The sequence below is a fragment of the Flavobacterium sp. genome (assembly GCF_043780635.1).
Classification (GTDB): Bacteria; Bacteroidota; Bacteroidia; order Flavobacteriales; family Flavobacteriaceae; genus Flavobacterium.
This window is the reverse complement of sequence record NZ_JAYWCK010000121.1, coordinates 15744-34656: the sequence shown is the minus strand read 5'-3', so window position 1 is coordinate 34656 and position 18913 is coordinate 15744. Positions and strand designations below refer to the sequence as shown.

Genomic DNA, 18913 nt, shown 5'->3' with positions numbered 1-18913 from the left:
AAATATGGAGACCAGATATATCAAATATTTTATAGTGTTATCCTTGTTTTTTACTTTTGGATGCAGCAATACTAAATATTTGCCCGAAGGAGATTTATTGTATACCGGAAGTTCTGTAAGCGTGAAAGATTCAATCCTAAAAAAGAAAGACAGAAAAGCATTGGAGCAAGAATCCAAAAATTTGCTTGTTCCTAAACCAAACAAAAAAATACTGGGATTGCGCGCTAAACTATGGATTTATAATATGGCAGGACAACCAAAAAAAGCCAAAGGCATCAGATATTGGTTGAGAAATAAAGTTGGTGAAGCACCGGTACTTTTCAGCAAAGTCGATTTAAATTATAATGTGGCTGTCTTGAGAAATTTCACGGAAAACAGAGGCTATTTTAAGACAAGGGTTAGTGCCGATTCGACAGCCAAACACAAAAGAGCAACAGCAGAATATACCATTTGGCCCAAAAGACAATACAAAATAAAAGAGGTCCAATTCCCGGTAGATTCTTCTGCTTTAGGAAAATCAATTGCCAGAACGAGTCGCAGAACATTACTCAAAGCAGGCAATCCATATGATTTGGATATTATAAAACTCGAGAGAGAACGCATTGATGCCAGACTCAAGGAAAAAGGATATTATTATTTTAATCCGGATTATATTTTGGCCCAGGTGGATAGTACAAAAGGAGATCACGAGGTCAATATCAAATTAAAAATCAAAGACGAAACACCAGATAAAGCCACAATTGCCTATAAAATAAACAAGATTATAGTGTATCCCAATTTTTCGATTTTGAAAGACAGTATTACTTATAAAAACGAGGATATTGTGCAATATAAAGATTTTACGATTATTGATTCAGCGCATACTTTTAAACCAAGAATATTTGACAGAACCTTATATTTTAAAAAAGGAGATCTCTATAATCGAAAAAATCACAATCTCTCCTTAAACCGTTTTGTAAATCTGGGAACATTTAGCTTTGTAAAAAATGAATTCAAGGTTTCTGATAGCATAAAAAATACTTTGGATGCCTATTATTATCTAACGCTTTTGCCTAAAAAATTTATTCGTGTAGAAGTTTTGGGCAAAACCAATTCAGCCAGTTATACCGGTACAGAAATCAAAGTCAACTGGAATAACCGAAACGTGTTTCGAGGTGCAGAATTGCTGACGATTTCCGTATTTGGCGGAGCCGATTTTCAACTTTCAGGAGAAAACAAGGGACATAACATATTCAAACTGGGAACAGAAGCCAGTTTAACCTGGCCTCGGTTTATTACGCCGTTCAAGATTGAAGGTTCAAGCGAATTCGTTCCTAAAACCAAAGCAACAGTTCGATATGAATATCAAAACAGAACCCTGCTTTATGCTTTAAATTCCTTTAAAACCTCTTTTGGCTATATCTGGAAAGACGATATCCGAAAAGAACATCAATTGAACATTGTTGATGTCACCTACGTCAGCCCAAATAATGTTTCAGCAGAATATCGGGAAGATGTTTTGGCAGATCCTTCCTTGGGGAAAGTAATCGAAAAACAATTGATTTTTGGATCGACATATTCATATACTTTCACGAATACAATGTTAAAACGCAGAAAAAACACTTTCTATTTTAATGGAGAAGTGGATTTGGCGGGAAACGTTACGGGTTTGATAACGGGAGCGAATATTAAAAAGGGCGACACGATAAAAATATTTGATGTTCCGTTCAGCCAATACATAAAAGTAAAAGCAGATTTCAGGCATTATTTAAAACTAGGAAAAGAAAGCGAATTGGCCAGTAGAATTATTGTTGGTGCCGGATTTGCCTATGGAAACTCAAGTACATTGCCTACAACCAAGCAATTTGTCGTGGGAGGAACCAATAGCATTCGCGCCTTCAGAGCAAGATCCCTTGGACCTGGAAGTTACCAAGCACCTCTTACTTCCAACTCCTATTTGCCGGATCAATCTGCTGATTTAAAGCTAGAATTCAATACCGAATACCGAGCGAAAATTTATGATCTAATGAAGGGTGCCTTATTTGTAGATGCCGGAAATATTTGGCTTTTAAATGCCGATCCAAACAAACCTGGAGCCGAAATCTCGAAAGATTTTATGAAACAAATTGCAGTAGGAGTTGGTGCAGGACTGCGTTTCGATTTTTCCTTTTTAATTCTTAGAACCGATTTGGCCTTCCCGCTCAGAAAACCCTATTTGCCCGAAGGACAAAGATGGGTGCTGGATGCTATTGACTTTGGAAGTGGCTCTTGGAGAAAGGAAAATTTAATATTGAATATTGCGATTGGGTATCCTTTTTAGAATAGTATAACCCTCTCACCAAAAGCTAATTTGTATAGTGCTCAATAATCAGTTTTACTGAACACTGAATGCTTTTTATTTGGATTTATCTCCAACAAAATAATCGTTCGAGTTTTTGAACAAAACATTAAAAGTGGTCAAACTTCCATAAATTCGGGTGATGTATTGTTGCAAATCAATTTTCTCGGCTTCGTCAAGATTACTCGCATTTATCTTTTGTTCCATCACTCTAATTCTATCGCGAACCATTGTTATTTTATGAAAAAAAGTATCTATTGGTACTTCTTTATTTTGCGTAGCTGTTCCGGGTTCAAGAATGATTTTCCCGCCTTTCCACTTATCGGCAATGGGAACAATTTGGGAAACATCGCTCCATTTTTGCAACAAATTCTTCAAGGATTTTTCCACATCATAAAAACTAACCGAATCCACTTCGCCTTCAACAGCTTCAATAATTTCAAATTCACTGTCAATATCCATAGTTTCCACACCGCTTTCAATAAAAGTAACCCAATAGTGTTTTGAAGTTACATTGGTTACTACTCCAAGTCCCAATTCTGTATGTTTTATGCGGGAGCCAATTCCTAATATGTTCATCTTTTTAATTTTTTTCAAATATAAAAATTAAATCTTTTCAATGACGCTAACATTTCTCATAAAAAAATTACCAGGCTTTCGGTTGCGAGAAAATCCTTTTAGTTAACTATTTTTTATCGTCCGAAATTTTCTTTATTTCACTTTCGAAATCACTCACGAAATTTTCGTCTTGGTTTATCCTGAATTTTTCAAATTCCTCTTCAGCCAATTGTTTCGCCACTTCGTGTTTTACTTTTCCTGCATCTTTCAAAATTTCGTACTCATTGAATTGCAAAAAAGCATCCAGTTTCGAAATCCATTCCGTCATTTTCATTGGTATTTGCCTCGCCGCCTGATTTTCAGCGTAGTCTAAATACATTGTCACCACTCGTTCCAGTTCCTTAATTTCCTTTTCAATCAAATAATTCTTGGCAATGGCAACATCGGGTTTTAAAATTTTTCCTTTCGGGGCGTTTTTCCAAGTTTGCAAACCCATATTCGGTTTTATAGCGCTTGCTCGTTCCGAAATCAGTTCTGCGGCAGTCTTGCCAGTCGTTGCCCAATGTAATTTATTTTGAACGGTCTTAAAAAAAGTTTGTGTTACTGCTGCATCTTTATGATAATCAATACTGCATTGTTCGTAAATGTCTGTGATTTTTAGATAAAAACGTCTTTCACTCGCACGAATTTCTCTGATTCGTTCCAATAATTCGTCAAAATAATCTTTGCCAAAACGTTTGCCTTGCTTCAAGCGGTCGTCGTCTAAAACAAAGCCTTTGATTATAAATTCCCTCAAGGTTTTGGTTGCCCAAATACGGAATTGTGTAGCCTGAAAACTGTTTACACGGTAGCCAACGGCAATAATAGCGTCTAGATTATAGAAATTGGTATCATATAATTTACCATCTTCGGCAGTTGTTCGGAATTTCCGAACAACTGATTTTTCATCTAATTCTCCTGTTTCAAAAACATTTTTCAGATGTTCGCTGATGGTAGCTTTCGATTTACCAAAAAGTTCTCCTATTTTCTTTTGGCTGAGCCAAAAAGTCTCTTCTTGAAAAAACACTTCCACTCTCACATCTCCATCAGCTGAGGAGTAAAAAATGAGTTCGTTTGATTGTGGCGTGAGTTCTTTGGACATAATCGTTTATTTTATTGTAGACAAAAATATGATATTTTTGGGTTAGAGTGAGGATTTTGATTGTACCATTATTTTGTTTGTACGAGCGTGACGCTCACACAAGCGGGGAACTCTAGAATCCACAAGTTAAATACTTAAATTATCAAAGACAATTCTTCCGCAAGAATGACATCCCTATTTTTGACTAATTCATACTCTTTCAAGGCATTTTCTTTATCACCAATTTCAACATATCTTTTACAAATAGCAAAGTGTGCTTTGCTATAATTAGGTCTCAAACGAATAGCTTCATTTAATGCTTCTATTGCCTTTTGTATATTTCCTGAATCAGTGTATGCAATACCAAGGTTATAATGCATCTCAGGAACATTCGGTTTTAAACTTATAGCTTTCTTATAAGATTCAATTTCTTTATCGTTTTGCCCTATTTTTCCATAAGCAAGTCCAAGATTAAAATGAGCTTGCGACGATTTAGGTTTTTTACTAATTTCTTCTTTATATGCATCAATAGCTTTATCATAATCTCCTGATAAGTAATATTCACGACCTATATTTCTTATACCAATATACCAAAACAAAAAATATAAAGACGAGAATGGCCATAGTAATCTTAACGGGGAAATCATACTTAATAACGATAAAATGTAAGATGTAGGCATCATCCAAATTAGATGGAATGGTGATAAAGAAAGTAGAAATATTAAAATTACTGAAACAGAAAATAAAAGTCCTAATAGCTCAAAAGACTTTTCTGTTGCTTGTTCATTTTTAGCTTTTTCTCTAACTTTTAAGCACCAACCTAAAGTAATAACAATACACAAACCCCAAATAATATTTCCGATAATATTTAGAAAATCTCCCATATGTTCTTTCAATTTTTTTTTAATTAGCAACAAGTATTTCAAAAAGAAGTCGAACTAATTTAAAACACCTCTTTGTTCTTGAACAATCCAGCATTTCATCTGACAGATGAGAATATATTGGCAATAGTTATTTATTTCTCTTGTTTAAAAGCTCCCATTTTGATTTTGACTTTTCAGCTTTTCTTCTGGTTTTTGCTTCTAACTCATCAATTATAATTGAAACAAAATTCATAATTGTCAATATCAGATTTGCAAAATCTGCAATAGCTTTTTTTGACATTTCAGTTTCTAAACTTTGAATCTGTTCATAATACTCATCATAATTTTCGTGGTAATGTCCACCGGCTTTATTTCTAAATAGTGATATTTTTGTTTCGTAACTATATTTCTTTTTAAAAGATTTAAGATTTTTATTTAATTCATTATATCCCTCTAATAAATTTGGATGATATTCATTAATTAATTTTTTAATTTTTCTTTGATGACTATTATAAGTTTTAATAGTTTCATAAATTGATAAAAAACCATTTTTTGAATTAAAAACTATATCCCATTTAGTTTCAAAATTTATTATTCCTTTAAATGAAGTTAGTAAATCAATATATGATGCAATTAAAAAGCAATTGTATTTTATTAAGTCTATAGCTGTTTTAAAATCATCTACAATATCTTGTTGTTCGGTAATTAAAATCTGTTCTTCTATAAAATTTTTTACAACAAAAAGATCATTAATCTGTTTGTGAAAATGTTCAATAGTTTCGATTAATAGATTTTCACTTTCGTTTTCCATATAATTACAGCAAACTAATAAATATTTAATATTAAGTATATCTCAAATACACCAAAATACAAATAGATTATTTAAACTTTGCACAGTTTTATCGCTCTCCAAATATATACAAAAATTATTACAAATCCTCAAAAGAATACCTTTCAATAGTAAAGAACAAACCAAAACCGTAACTTTGCATTTTGCCAAAATTTATGTTAGAAAACGATAACAACATTGAAGTATTGGGTGCGCGAGTACACAATCTAAAAAATATAGACGTAAAAATTCCACGGGAGAAACTGGTAGTGATTACCGGGCTTTCGGGTTCGGGAAAATCATCCTTGGCTTTTGATACGATTTATGCCGAAGGACAACGCCGTTATGTCGAAACTTTTTCGGCTTATGCCCGACAATTCCTGGGCGGTCTGGAACGTCCCGATGTGGATAAAATTGACGGTCTTTCCCCCGTTATTGCCATCGAACAGAAAACGACCAGTAAAAGTCCTCGTTCAACCGTTGGAACTATTACCGAAATTTATGATTTCCTGCGTTTGTTGTATGCTCGTGCCGCTGATGCTTACAGTTACAACACAGGTGAAAAAATGGTTTCTTATGACGATGAGCAAATCAAGGAATTAATTACCCAAGATTTCGCACGCAAACGTATTAACATTTTGGCTCCAATTATTCGCGCCAGAAAAGGACATTATGCCGAATTATTCCAGCAAATCGCCAAACAAGGCTTTTTGAAAGTCCGCATCAATGGTGATATCAAAGACATTACTGCAGGAATGAAACTGGACCGCTACAAAACCCACGACATCGAAATCGTGATTGACAGAATGGTTATCGAAGACACTCCAGAGAATGAAAAACGCCTGACTGAAAGCATCAAAACGGCGATGTATCACGGCGAAAATGTGTTGATGATTTTGGACCAAGACTCCAATGAAATTCGGTTTTTCAGCCGGAATTTAATGTGTCCAGCAACCGGAATTTCCTATCAAAATCCGGAACCCAATTTGTTTTCCTTCAACTCGCCTAAAGGGGCTTGCGAACATTGCAAAGGTTTGGGAACGGTGAATGAAATCAACCTCAAAAAGATAATTCCAAATCCAAAAATTTCAATAAACAAAGGTGGCTTTGCACCATTGGGCGAATATAAAAGCAGTTGGATGTTCAAGCAATTGGAAATCATTGGCGAGAAATATGGATTCAAATTGACTGATCCCATTTCGACGATTTCCGAGGAAGCAATGGAAATGATTTTGAACGGTGGCAAAGAAAAATTCTCGGTCGAATCGAAAGTTTTGGGTATCACCAAAGAATATAAAATCGAGTTTGAAGGAATTTCACATTTCATCAAAAACCAGCACGACGAAAGTGGTTCAACCACAATAAAACGTTGGGCAAAGGAGTTTATGGATGAAGTAAAATGTCCGGTCTGTGAAGGCACACGATTGAAAAAAGAAGCACTGTTCTTTAAAATCAACGAGAAGAATATCGCAGAATTATGTGATATGGATATTTCGGATGTAACGGATTGGTTTCTTGACTTGAACAATCATTTATCCGAAAAACAAAAAACCATTGCTACGGAAGTTATCAAGGAAATCAAGGATCGATTGGCATTTTTGATGAACGTGGGATTGGATTATTTGGCTTTAAGCCGAAGTTCCAAATCACTTTCTGGTGGCGAAGCACAACGCATTCGATTAGCAACACAAATTGGCTCGCAGTTGGTTGGCGTTTTATATATTCTGGACGAACCAAGTATTGGTTTACACCAAAGGGACAATGACAAATTGATTCATTCCTTGGAACAATTGCGTGATATTGGCAACTCAGTTATTGTCGTTGAACATGATAAAGATATGATTCTTCGCGCCGATTATGTGATTGATATAGGTCCAAAAGCAGGGAAACACGGTGGCGAAATCATCAGCAAAGGAACTCCGGCCGAAATTTTGAAAGACCATACTTTGACGGCTTCCTATTTGAACGGTGAAATGGAAATTGAGGTTCCCAAAAAACGTCGAGAAGGCAACGGGAATTTCCTGAAATTGACTGGAGCTACTGGAAACAACTTAAAAAATGTTTCGATAGAATTGCCTTTAGGCAAAATGATTTGTGTGACCGGTGTTTCGGGAAGCGGAAAATCGACATTGATAAATGAAACCCTCTACCCTATTTTGAACGCCTATTATTTTAATGGTGTTAAAAAACCAAAACCGTACAAAAAAATTGAAGGTTTGGAATTCATCGACAAAGTAATTGATATTGACCAAAGCCCGATTGGAAGAACGCCACGTTCGAATCCAGCGACCTATACCGAAGTTTTTACTGAAATTAGAAACCTGTTTACGATGACTTCAGAAAGTATGATTCGCGGTTACAAAGCGGGACGTTTTAGTTTTAACGTGAAAGGCGGAAGATGCGAAACCTGCGAAGGTTCGGGCGTAAGAACTATTGAAATGAACTTCTTACCCGATGTTTATGTGGAATGTGAAACCTGTCAAGGAAAGCGTTTTAACAGGGAAACTTTGGAGATTCGATTCAAAGGAAAATCTATTTCCGATGTATTGAATATGACGGTCGATGAAGCCGTTCCTTTCTTCGAAATGATTCCAAAGATTTATCGAAAAGTAAAAACCATTCAGGATGTTGGCTTGGGTTATATCACGCTTGGTCAGCAAAGCACGACGCTTTCTGGTGGTGAAGCGCAACGGATTAAATTAGCTGGAGAATTATCGAAAAAAGATACTGGGAATACGTTTTATATTTTGGATGAACCCACAACGGGACTGCATTTCGAAGATATTCGGGTGTTGATGGAAGTCATTAATAAATTAGTCGATAAAGGCAACACCATATTGATTATCGAACATAATATGGACGTGATAAAACTAGCCGATTATATTATTGATATTGGTCCAGAAGGCGGAAAAGCTGGCGGAGAAGTCGTTGCCAAAGGAACTCCGGAAGAAGTTGCTAAAAATAAGAAAAGTTATACAGCAAAATTTTTAAAAAAAGAGTTACATTAGTGTTTACATAATTCATAATATTAAAACGAATGGAATATAGACCAGGCGCAATTGGTGCATTAACAGATGAATATGAAAAAGCACTTAGTGAATTTATACTAGTTTTAAGAACTATCCCTGAAGATCTCTTTTTATTAACAGATGATTCTAAAGTAGAAAATTTTAAATCCATTAGAAATATTACCCTGCATATTGTTCGTGCCGGTTACTCCTATTCCAATTATATCAGAAAAAGGTTTAAAGATGAAATTGAATTGAATGAATTCGAAATTAATTCAGTGGGGGAAGCTGTTTCAGAACTAAACAAAATGTTCCAGTACAAAGTAAATACTTTTGAAAATAAATGGCTTTTGAGTGATGATGAAATGATGAATACCATTATAAAAACGTCTTGGACAACCTACGACCTGGAAGCTCTCATTGAGCACTCGATAGTTCATATATTGAGACATCGATTACAAATACAAAAGATAATTCAAAAGATAAACTAGCATAAAACACAAAAATGAGATTAGAAGATTTTGACAATGACGAGGACAAAGTAATCCAGGATAAACTGAAACAAAAAACCTGGAACGAGATTCGGTCAAATGACAGTTGGGCTATTTTTAAAATTATGGCCGAGTTTGTAAGCGGTTATGAAAATATGGCAAGAATAGGTCCTTGTGTTACCATTTTTGGATCTGCTAGGAAAAAACCGGAAGATAAATATTATTTATTGGCCGAAAAGATTGCGTACAAAATAAGCAAAGCAGGTTATGGCGTAATCACTGGCGGAGGCCCAGGAATTATGGAAGCGGGTAATAAAGGCGCACATCTGGGTGGTGGAACTTCGGTGGGATTGAATATCGAATTGCCTTTTGAACAGCATTTTAATCCGTATATTGACCGAGACAAGAATCTGAATTTCGATTATTTCTTTGTAAGAAAAGTGATGTTCGTAAAATATTCTCAAGGGTTTGTAGTTATGCCAGGAGGTTTTGGAACTATGGACGAATTATTTGAAGCCATTACTTTAATACAGACAAAAAAAATTGGAAAATTCCCAATCATATTGGTTGGAACCTCTTTTTGGGCTGGATTGATGGAGTGGATAAAAGCTGTTTTGGTAGAAAAGGAACAAACTGTAAATGCTGCCGATTTGAATTTATTCAAAATTGTGGATACCGAAGACGAAGTGGTTGATGTCTTGGATAAATTTTACAAAAAATACGATTTAACACCCAATTTTTAACTAACAAAATTCCATTTCTTATTAAATTTTTAAAAAAAAATAATTGAAATCACTTTACAAAATTATCATTTGCATTCCAATATTGTTTACTTCGTTGAAACAATACGCACAGCATCATTCCCAAATGGATGTTGAAGTAAATTTGGCAAAAAAAACTTTGACTATACAGCAGGAAATTATTTTTTTCAATCAATCTGAAGACAGTTTGACGAACATTGTTTTGAATGATTGGAATAATGCTTATTCCTCTAAAACATCACCTTTAGCCGAACGATTTTCAGACGAATTTTACAGAGGCTTTCATTTAGCATCCGATAAAGAAAGAGGAAGTACCAATAATTTTACTGTTTCTACAACAGATAAAACAACGCTTTCCTGGGAAAGAACGGGAAAAAATCCCGATTTTATAATCGTCAAATTAGGAAAAAAATTGGCTCCAAATCAAAAAATCACTTTGCATCTCAACTATATTGTAAAGGTTCCAAGTGACAAATTTACCAATTACGGCTATACTGAAAAAGGTGGGATTTACCTGAGAAATTGGTTTCTCACTCCCGCTCGCTATGAAAACCAAGATTTTATTAAATACAACAATTACAACCTTGACGATATTGCAAATGCAATTTCTGATTTTGATATTATATTCAGAATTCCAAAAAACACAGAACTGACAACAGATTTGTACAGTGAGAAAACAGCTCAGGCTGAAAATTATTCAATTTACAAACTCAAAGGAAGCAACAGAACCGATTTCAGTGTTTTTGTAGAGCCAAAATCAAGTTTTAGAAGCTACAAAAACAGTTCCGTTGAAGTCCTGACGAATCTAAGAGGGTACAAGGCTGACGAAATTCAAAAAGCAATTGTAATAGACCGAATCGTAAATTTTACGAACAAATTAATTGGAAAATCACCTTATGAGAAAATCACCGTTTCGCAAGCTGATTATGATCGAAATCCTTTCTATGGATTGAACCAAATGCCCACTTTTTTGGTTCCGTTTCCTGATAACTTTCTTTTTGAGATTAAATTTTTAAAAACCTATTTAAACAATTATCTAAAAAACAGTTTGAAGCTGGATCCAAGAAAAGACAATTGGATTTATGACGGAATTCAAATATATACTATGGTAAGATACGTTCAAGAAAATTATCCCAATTGTAAGATGACGGGTAGTGTTTCGAATCGTAAATTGTTCAAAGGGTTTCACTTATTGAATTTAGATTTTAACGAGCAATACAGTTACTTTTATTTGCTAATGGCTCGAAAAAATTTGGATCAGCCTCTTTCAGACCCAAAAAATACATTGATAAAATTCAACGAACAAATTGCAAGTAAATATCGAGCAGGTTTGAGTTTAATTTATCTGGATGATTTTATTGGAAAACCTTTTATGTCCAATAGTATCAAACAATTTCATACTCAAAACTATAAAAAGCAAACTAATGCAAATGATTTTGAAACCCTGCTAGAGTCGAATACGAATAAAAATATTGATTGGTTTTTTAATATCATTATCAATTCTCGTGAAATTATTGATTACTCGTTTTCAAAAGTATCAAAAACCAAGGACAGCGTCTCCTTTTCTTTAAAAAACAATGCCAGAGTCTTAGTTCCAATTCCAATTTATGGAATAAATAATGACACCATTGTCTTTAAGAAATGGATAGAACCCATAAAAGAAGACAGCGTTTATACCTTTGAGAGAAAAGAGGCCAAGAAAATTGTTATTAACTTTAAAAATGAAGTTCCTGAATTCAATTTAAGAAATAACTGGAAGAAATTAGAAGGTTTTTTCCCGAATAATCGTCCCATAAGATTTGCCTTCGTGAAGGATTTAGAGGACCCTTTTTACAATCAGATTATTTATGCTCCATTATTAACATTCAACGCATATGATGGTCTTTCGCCTGGTATGAGATTTCATAACAGAGCTATTTTAAACAGGCCATTTGTTTATGACATAAATCCTACTTATTCCATAAAATCAAAGACCATAACTGGTGCAGCTGCTTTTATCTTTAATCAGGATTTCAGAAATAGTAATTTGTATAACTTAAAATATTCTGTCAGCACTTCCTATTTTCATTATGCACCTGACGCAACTTATTTAAAAATAAATCCTATGGTTTTAATGCAATTTCGCAAAGATGACTTCAGAGATAATCGAAAACAAATGGTACTTTTTCGACAAGTAATTATTAATCGGGAAAAGAGCGAAATCGTAATTGACAGCTCACTCCAGGATTATTCCGTTTTTGATGCAAAATATATCAACTCAAGGACCGAACTTACTAATCATATTAGCTTTGTAGGAGACATTCAATTTTCGGGTGAATTTGGTAAAGTTTCGACTGAAATTCAATATAGAAAACTCTTTGAAAACAATCATCAACTAAGTCTTCGAATGTTTGCAGGTAGTTTTTTATACAATAATACAAATTCTGATTTTTTTAGTTTTGCCCTAGACAGACCTACGGATTATCTTTTTGACTATCCTTATCTTGGAAGATCGTCCAGCACAGGAATTGTAAGTCAGGAATTTATTATGGCTGAAGGTGGATTTAAATCAAAACTAAGTTCGCCTTATGCAAACCGATGGATAACAACCTTAAATGGCAGTTATTCTCTTTGGAACTGGATAGAAGTGTATGGTGATTTAGGTTTTGTTAAAAATAAACCACAAAAAACTAAATTTCTATATGATAGCGGTATTCGACTCAATTTACTAACCGATTATTTTGAGTTATATTTTCCTCTATATTCCAATAATGGATGGGAAATAGCACAACCCCATTATAGTGAGACCATACGATTTGTAGTCACCTTAAATCCAGAAAAATTAATATCACTTTTTACTCGAAAATGGTTTTAATTGAATCCTATCCTGCAAAATCATAACTTATTTTATATTATTATCAATATTATTGAATTTTATACATATATTATATAATAAAAACGCCGTTTATTAAAAAATAATTATTGAAAATTAAATTCTATTTTTTTCAATGAATTATGAAAATAGCTAGTTTTTAAGTAAATTTGCCATCTAAAGTTATATTTTCCAATTATGATAAAAGAAGAAACCAATATTACATTGACATTTGAAGACTTCAAAACCGAAGTCTTGAAGGATTACAAAATAGCAATCACAAGTAGAGAATGTAGCCTGTTGGGACGTAAGGAAGTATTAACCGGAAAGGCAAAATTTGGAATTTTTGGCGACGGAAAAGAAGTTCCACAGTTAGCGATGGCAAAGTTCTTCAAAAACGGTGACTTCCGTTCAGGATATTATCGTGATCAGACTTTTATGATGGCTATTGGTGAATTAACAATTCAAGAATTTTTCGCAGGATTATATGGTCATACCGATATTTCTCAAGAACCAATGTCAGCTGGAAGGCAAATGGGTGGACATTTTATGACGCACAGCTTAAATGACGATGGTAGTTGGAAAGATTTAACAAAACAAAAAAATTCAAGCGCCGACATTTCTCCTACAGCTTCTCAAATGCCAAGAATGTTGGGATTGGCGCAAGCATCTAACATATACAGAAGCATCCCAGAGCTTGCTAAGAAATCTAATTTTTCTATAAATGGAAATGAAATTTCCTGGGGAACCATTGGAAATGCAAGTACATCTGAAGGTTTATTTTTTGAAACTATAAATGCAGCCGGTGTTCTGCAAGTTCCAATTATTTTGAGTGTCTGGGACGACGAATACGGAATCTCAGTTCACGCAAAATACCAAACCACGAAAGAAAGTATCTCCGAAATTTTAAAAGGATACCAACGCGATGAAAACAGTAATGGTTTCGAGATTTTAAAAGTAAAAGGCTGGGATTATCCAAGTTTAATAGAAACTTATGAAAAAGCGGCCGATTTAGCTCGTGAAAAACACATTCCTGTTCTAATTCACGTAAATCAATTGACACAACCACAAGGACATTCCAGTTCTGGTTCGCACGAAAGATATAAAGACTCCACAAGATTGGATTGGGAAAAAGATTTTGATTGCATCAGACAAATGAAATTGTGGATGATAGCTATCAACATTGCTTCTCCAGAAGAAATCGAAGAAATTGATTCAAATATAAAAAAAGAAGTCCTCGAAGGAAAAAAAGCAGCTTGGAATGCCTTCATAGGCCCTATTATTGAAGACCAAAGAGAATTGGTTGTATTGTTGGAAAAAATAGCTTCAGCAAGCCAAAATAAAGATAGCATTCTAAAACTTACCGCTAATTTAAGCAAAATAAAAATTCCTCTTAAAAAGGAAATTCTTGTAATAGCTCGCAAAGTTTTGAGAATGGTAATCGATGAAAACAGCAAACCTGAATTATCAACTTGGATTACTTCATACATCAAGAAAAGCCAGCCAGAATTCAGCAGTCATTTATATTCAGAATCACGTTCGAATGTGTTTTCTGTGAAGGAAGTTTTACCTGAATACGCAGATGATGCTAAAGAAGAGACTGATGGCCGAATGATCTTGCGTGATAATTTTGATGTTCTTTTTACAAATCACCCAGAAGTATTAATCTTTGGCGAAGATGCTGGAAGCATTGGTGATGTCAATCAAGGATTAGTTGGATTACAAATTAAATTTGGAGAAACTCGTGTTGCCGATGTCGGAATTAGAGAAGCCTCTATTATTGGGCAGGGAATAGGAATGGCGCTTCGTGGACTTCGTCCAATTGCGGAAATACAGTATTTAGATTATTTATTATATGGTGTTCAGATTCTGAGTGATGATTTGGCTACTTTGCAATATCGAACTTCAGGAAAACAAAAAGCACCACTTATAATCAGGACTCGTGGTCATCGATTGGAAGGAATTTGGCATTCTGGCTCACCAATGGGAATGTTAGTAAATGCTTTAAGAGGAATTCACATTTTGGTTCCAAGAAATATGACCAAAGCGGCTGGTTTCTATAACACTTTGTTAGAATGTGATGAACCTGCTCTAGTTGTCGAATGTCTGAATGGTTACCGTCTAAAAGAAAAAACACCACTGAATTATGGCGAATTCAAAACACCAATTGGTGTTGTAGAAACTATAAAAGAAGGTGCAGATATAACTTTAGTTTCTTATGGTTCTACACTGAGATTAGTGGAAGAAGCGGCAAAAGAACTCTTGGATTTTGGAATAGATTGCGAAATAATCGATATTCAATCCTTGCTTCCTTTTGATGTAAATCACGATATTGTAAAAAGTATTGCCAAAACGAATCGACTGTTAGTAATCGACGAAGATGTTCCTGGCGGAGCTTCGGCTTACATTTTACAACAAATTATAGAAAATCAGGATGGCTACAATCAGCTGGACAGTAAACCGCAAACCTTAACATCAAAAGCACACAGACCTGCTTATGGAACTGATGGTGACTATTTTTCAAAACCTTCCATTGAAGACATTTTCGAAAAAGTATATGCTATGATGAACGAGGTTAATCCAACAAAATATCCGGTTTTATATTAGAAAATATCTTTCTACTACAACAAAGGTTTGGATTTAGGACCTGATTATTATATTAGAGATTAATTATAATTTTTGATAAGTAATTACTTCATGATTTTAAACTTTCTCAAGACATTGTCAATGACCTCGTTTATTTCTATAGAAATTACAAATCTATAATTGAGATAAACATACGCAATGGTCATTAATATCGATTTTAAAATAATCGAAATAATAGGATTAAATGGAAACTCCCAAAAGTAAAATAATAGAAACAAAACTAAAGTAAGTGCCATTGAATATAAGGTTTGATTGGTAAAAGGGTATAGATTTAATTTTTTTACCACAAAAAGTAGTTTGGCTAAACTATATAAAGTTATTGATAATAAAGTAGCAAATGCTGAACCTATAATACCAAAAATTGGAATGAAAATCATATTTAACACTACTGTTAAAATAACCAAAACCACTCCCAAAAACAATACCGTTCGGTAATATTTTGTATTGAAAATAATAGCGTTATTATTCCCCAATATCAAATCAAAATATTTAGAAAGACCTATCATAAAAACAACCAAAATTCCTCCGGCATATTCTGGGGGAACCATTTCATAAAGTTTATTGATATTCACAAAAATGCCCAACATCACATAGCCACCTACCATTTGGAGGTTAATGGAGCTTTTCTTGTACAGCGTATTTAATTCTTCGTGTTTGTTTTCGTGCATCAGTTTTGCAGTAATTGGATACACAATTTGGTGCATAGAACGACTTGGAACCGAAATAACCAAAGCGATATAAGTAGCAACAGAATAATAAGCAATATTTTCAATATTCATATATTGATTTAAAATCATTTTATCACCATCCAATAGTAAATTGGCAACACTTCCAGATAAAATAATATAAAAAGTATATTCCAAGACACTTTTTGTGTTTACTGGTATTTTAAATTGAAAAACTGGTTTTTGAATACTGAAAGCGTAAAACATCGTCACTAATAAAGCCAATAAATAAACGACTGCTGTAGCATATACAAAGCCTTCAACCGTGATCCAATTATAATAAACACCAACTAATAAAAGTAATGAAGCAGATCGCAAGCCTACTTCTTTGATGAAATTTCCAAAAACAGAATGCATATGCACTCGCAGCCAAGCATAAAATATCTCGAAATAAGCCATACACAATCCAATGAATGGAATAAGCCAAATATAATTTTTAACGATGATATTCTTTTTTGAAAGGAAGAAAATAATTTCATCAAAAAAAAGAAAACCTATCAAAAACATTGGAATTATTATGAGAAATGGAAATAGTACCGTAAATGATAAAAATCGAGACCTTTCTTCATTTGTTTCATATTGCGAATAAAATTTCACTAATGTGTTTTGCATTCCTATAGCAAACAACGGCATAATTACATTAGCAGAAGACAGAATATAATTAGTTAATGCATAATAAGTTGCCCCAAGAAAAACCGGGTACAAATAAATGGTATTAATACCTCCAATCGCAAAACCGATGTATGTTATTATGGTATTTTTAAACGACTGATTTAATACTATTCCCATTATTTTTTATCATTGTGAGGCACGAAGCAATCTCTTTTATTTTATGATATGTTATTCAGCACAAATATCATTATAATATTGAACTAACTCTAAAATTTTATTTTTTGAAAATTCTCCTTTGTCCATTTTTTTGTTAATGACTTCGCAATCCGAAAAATACTTAGCTGCCTTTTTATAGAAACTACTATTTAAACTTGTAGGATATTTTTCGTTTGCCCTTTTAACAAATATATCTGTAGTAACATTTTCTCTACCACGACGATAAGAAACAACATTATTTGTTACAATTCGAGTGATATTAACGTTAAAACCATTTGAATGAAAACCAGATGTCTGGAATTTCTCTCTAATTCTTGCATACAAAGTAACATTACCTTCCTCAACAACTTCTATTAATTGAGGTTCTGGGTGTGAAAATTCATCAAGTAAAACATACTCATATTTTATCATTGATTCAAATCCCAAAAAAGTAATTCCTTTTACCATATCATAAGACCAACTATCTGGTTTATCATCTAAAGAGGCACTGAAATATATTTTATTTTTATTTATACTTCCAAAACCTTCAATGGCACTACCATCATTAAAAAGAATTGTAGCTTAATGATCTTGGCTAAATGCGAAATTTGCAATTAATATAAAAACAAATTTTATGAACTTCTTAATCATAATTATTAATCAATTCAACCAATTTCCCCGTCAAACTCTTTCTGGAATATTGCTGTAAACCAACAGCGTTTGAGTGCAGTTTTCCTTCCAAAAATTGATTGTAATAGCCCAAAAGTACACTTTTTAGTTTCATTTTCTCGGAATAGTCAAAAAATACGCCCGTATTGGTATTGGTAATGATTTCAGCAAAGTCAGAACCGTGTGGACCAATAGCAATAATAGGTCTTCCGGAAACCATATATTCGAATAATTTCCCAGGAATAATGCTTTTGGTGTCTTCTGAATTGATTTCGATAAGCAACAACACCTGAGACTTTCTTTGATGCGCAATCGCTTCGGAATGGGAAACATAACCCAAATTATTCAAATACGGTTTCAATCCAAATTGAGTAATGGTTTCTAAAACTTCTTGACTTACCGCTCCAATTAATTTTATTTCCAAATGTGTTTTAAAATCAGGAATTTCACTAATTAATTCCACTAAACATTCCCATAGCATCTTTGGGTTTCTTTCGGAAAGAAAAGAACCAATATGCGCTAAAGTAAATTTGGTATCCAAAGCTTGTTTCTCCACATTTTCCGTATCGTAACCATTGGTTATTACCGCAATTGGTTTAGTTGTAATGGCTTGAAACTCGGTTTTTGTGGTATTGCTTGTCACGATAATTGTATCTGCAGTATTCAGCACTTTATATTCTAAATCTTTGTGCTTCTTAGCTGCATAATTCGACAATCGCAAGGATTTATGATAGCCTATTGTTGTCCAAGGATCGCGAAAATCGGCAAACCACTTAATATTTAATTTCTGTTTTAATTCCAGTCCAATAAGATGTAAACTGTGTGGTGGACCTGAAGTGACAATTGTGTCAATTTCATTTTCCACGATGTATCTTTCTAAAAACGCAACCGAAGGTTTTATCCAAAAAAATCTAGCATCGGGAATAAATAAATTGCCCCGAATCCAAAGAAATACTTTGTCGAGAAAAGATTGCTTTTTTTGATTTGGAATAATTCCCGAATTCATTTTTTTGGTTTTATTCTTCGAAAGAAAAGAAGCTACTTGATAGGGTTCAAAGATTTTATGGTTGATAATAATTGCCTTATCCGAAACTTCATTTACTAAGTTTTCATCAACGATTGGATATGTTGGATTCTCTGGAATATAAACTATTGGCTGAACATCAAAATCCGGTAAATATTTTACGAATTTTAGCCAACGTTGAACACCTGGTCCTCCGGCTGGCGGCCAATAATATGTTATGATGAGTAGTTTTTTTGGTTTCAAG

Annotated in this window: 13 protein-coding genes; 6 read left to right on the top strand and 7 right to left on the bottom strand. The window is 33.8% G+C overall.

Annotated elements, in window-relative coordinates; translation table 11 throughout:
• Positions 1-4 precede the first annotated feature (4 nt).
• Positions 5-2299 (top strand): BamA/TamA family outer membrane protein, encoded by a 2295-nt coding sequence (locus ACH2BV_RS10720; protein ID WP_395050720.1) that lies wholly within the window; start codon positions 5-7, stop codon positions 2297-2299.
• Between the two features lie 75 nt (positions 2300-2374).
• Here ACH2BV_RS10720 and ACH2BV_RS10715 read toward each other — a convergent pair whose 3' ends face one another.
• The 4 genes from ACH2BV_RS10715 to ACH2BV_RS10700 all read right to left on the bottom strand — a co-directional run bounded on the left by ACH2BV_RS10715 (position 2375) and on the right by ACH2BV_RS10700 (position 5669).
• Positions 2375-2896: a hypothetical protein gene (locus ACH2BV_RS10715; RefSeq protein WP_395050719.1), complete on the bottom strand. Its 522-nt coding sequence runs from the start codon at positions 2894-2896 to the stop codon at positions 2375-2377.
• A 106-nt stretch (positions 2897-3002) separates the two neighbouring features.
• The gene (locus tag ACH2BV_RS10710) at positions 3003-4016 is read right to left on the bottom strand and encodes a virulence RhuM family protein (RefSeq protein WP_395050718.1); all 1014 of its coding nucleotides are present in this window, start codon (positions 4014-4016) and stop codon (positions 3003-3005) included.
• A gap of 134 nt (positions 4017-4150) precedes the next feature.
• A complete protein-coding gene (locus ACH2BV_RS10705; RefSeq protein WP_395050717.1) occupies positions 4151-4891 on the bottom strand; it encodes a tetratricopeptide repeat protein in 741 nt (246 codons plus the stop codon).
• Between the two features lie 115 nt (positions 4892-5006).
• On the bottom strand, positions 5007-5669 hold the full coding sequence (locus ACH2BV_RS10700; protein ID WP_395050716.1) for a hypothetical protein: 663 nt from the start codon (positions 5667-5669) through the stop codon (positions 5007-5009).
• Positions 5670-5863: 194 nt separating this feature from the next.
• Between ACH2BV_RS10700 and uvrA the strand changes: the two genes are divergently transcribed.
• The 5 genes from uvrA to ACH2BV_RS10675 all read left to right on the top strand — a co-directional run bounded on the left by uvrA (position 5864) and on the right by ACH2BV_RS10675 (position 15405).
• Positions 5864-8695, top strand: coding sequence for an excinuclease ABC subunit UvrA (gene uvrA / locus ACH2BV_RS10695; protein ID WP_395050715.1), 2832 nt, complete (start codon positions 5864-5866; stop codon positions 8693-8695).
• Between the two features lie 29 nt (positions 8696-8724).
• Complete coding sequence (locus ACH2BV_RS10690; RefSeq protein ID WP_395050714.1) at positions 8725-9186, top strand: hypothetical protein; 462 nt, start codon at positions 8725-8727, stop codon at positions 9184-9186.
• Between the two features lie 14 nt (positions 9187-9200).
• Positions 9201-9929 carry a TIGR00730 family Rossman fold protein gene (locus tag ACH2BV_RS10685; protein WP_395050713.1) on the top strand — a complete coding sequence of 243 codons (729 nt, stop codon included), beginning with the start codon at positions 9201-9203 and terminating at the stop codon, positions 9927-9929.
• Positions 9930-9972: 43 nt separating this feature from the next.
• A complete protein-coding gene (locus ACH2BV_RS10680) occupies positions 9973-12801 on the top strand; it encodes an aminopeptidase (protein ID WP_395050712.1) in 2829 nt (942 codons plus the stop codon).
• 195 nt (positions 12802-12996) lie between these two features.
• Positions 12997-15405 (top strand): thiamine pyrophosphate-dependent enzyme, encoded by a 2409-nt coding sequence (locus ACH2BV_RS10675; protein WP_395050711.1) that lies wholly within the window; start codon positions 12997-12999, stop codon positions 15403-15405.
• Positions 15406-15488: 83 nt separating this feature from the next.
• Here the strand turns inward: ACH2BV_RS10675 and ACH2BV_RS10670 are convergent, their stop codons facing one another.
• From ACH2BV_RS10670 to ACH2BV_RS10660, 3 genes are all read right to left on the bottom strand, one after another.
• Positions 15489-16958 (bottom strand): lipopolysaccharide biosynthesis protein, encoded by a 1470-nt coding sequence (locus ACH2BV_RS10670; RefSeq protein ID WP_395050710.1) that lies wholly within the window; start codon positions 16956-16958, stop codon positions 15489-15491.
• Positions 16959-17009: 51 nt separating this feature from the next.
• Positions 17010-17444 (bottom strand): hypothetical protein, encoded by a 435-nt coding sequence (locus ACH2BV_RS10665; protein ID WP_395050709.1) that lies wholly within the window; start codon positions 17442-17444, stop codon positions 17010-17012.
• 175 nt (positions 17445-17619) lie between these two features.
• Positions 17620-18912, bottom strand: coding sequence for a glycosyltransferase family 4 protein (locus ACH2BV_RS10660; RefSeq protein WP_395050708.1), 1293 nt, complete (start codon positions 18910-18912; stop codon positions 17620-17622).
• Position 18913 lies beyond the last annotated feature (1 nt).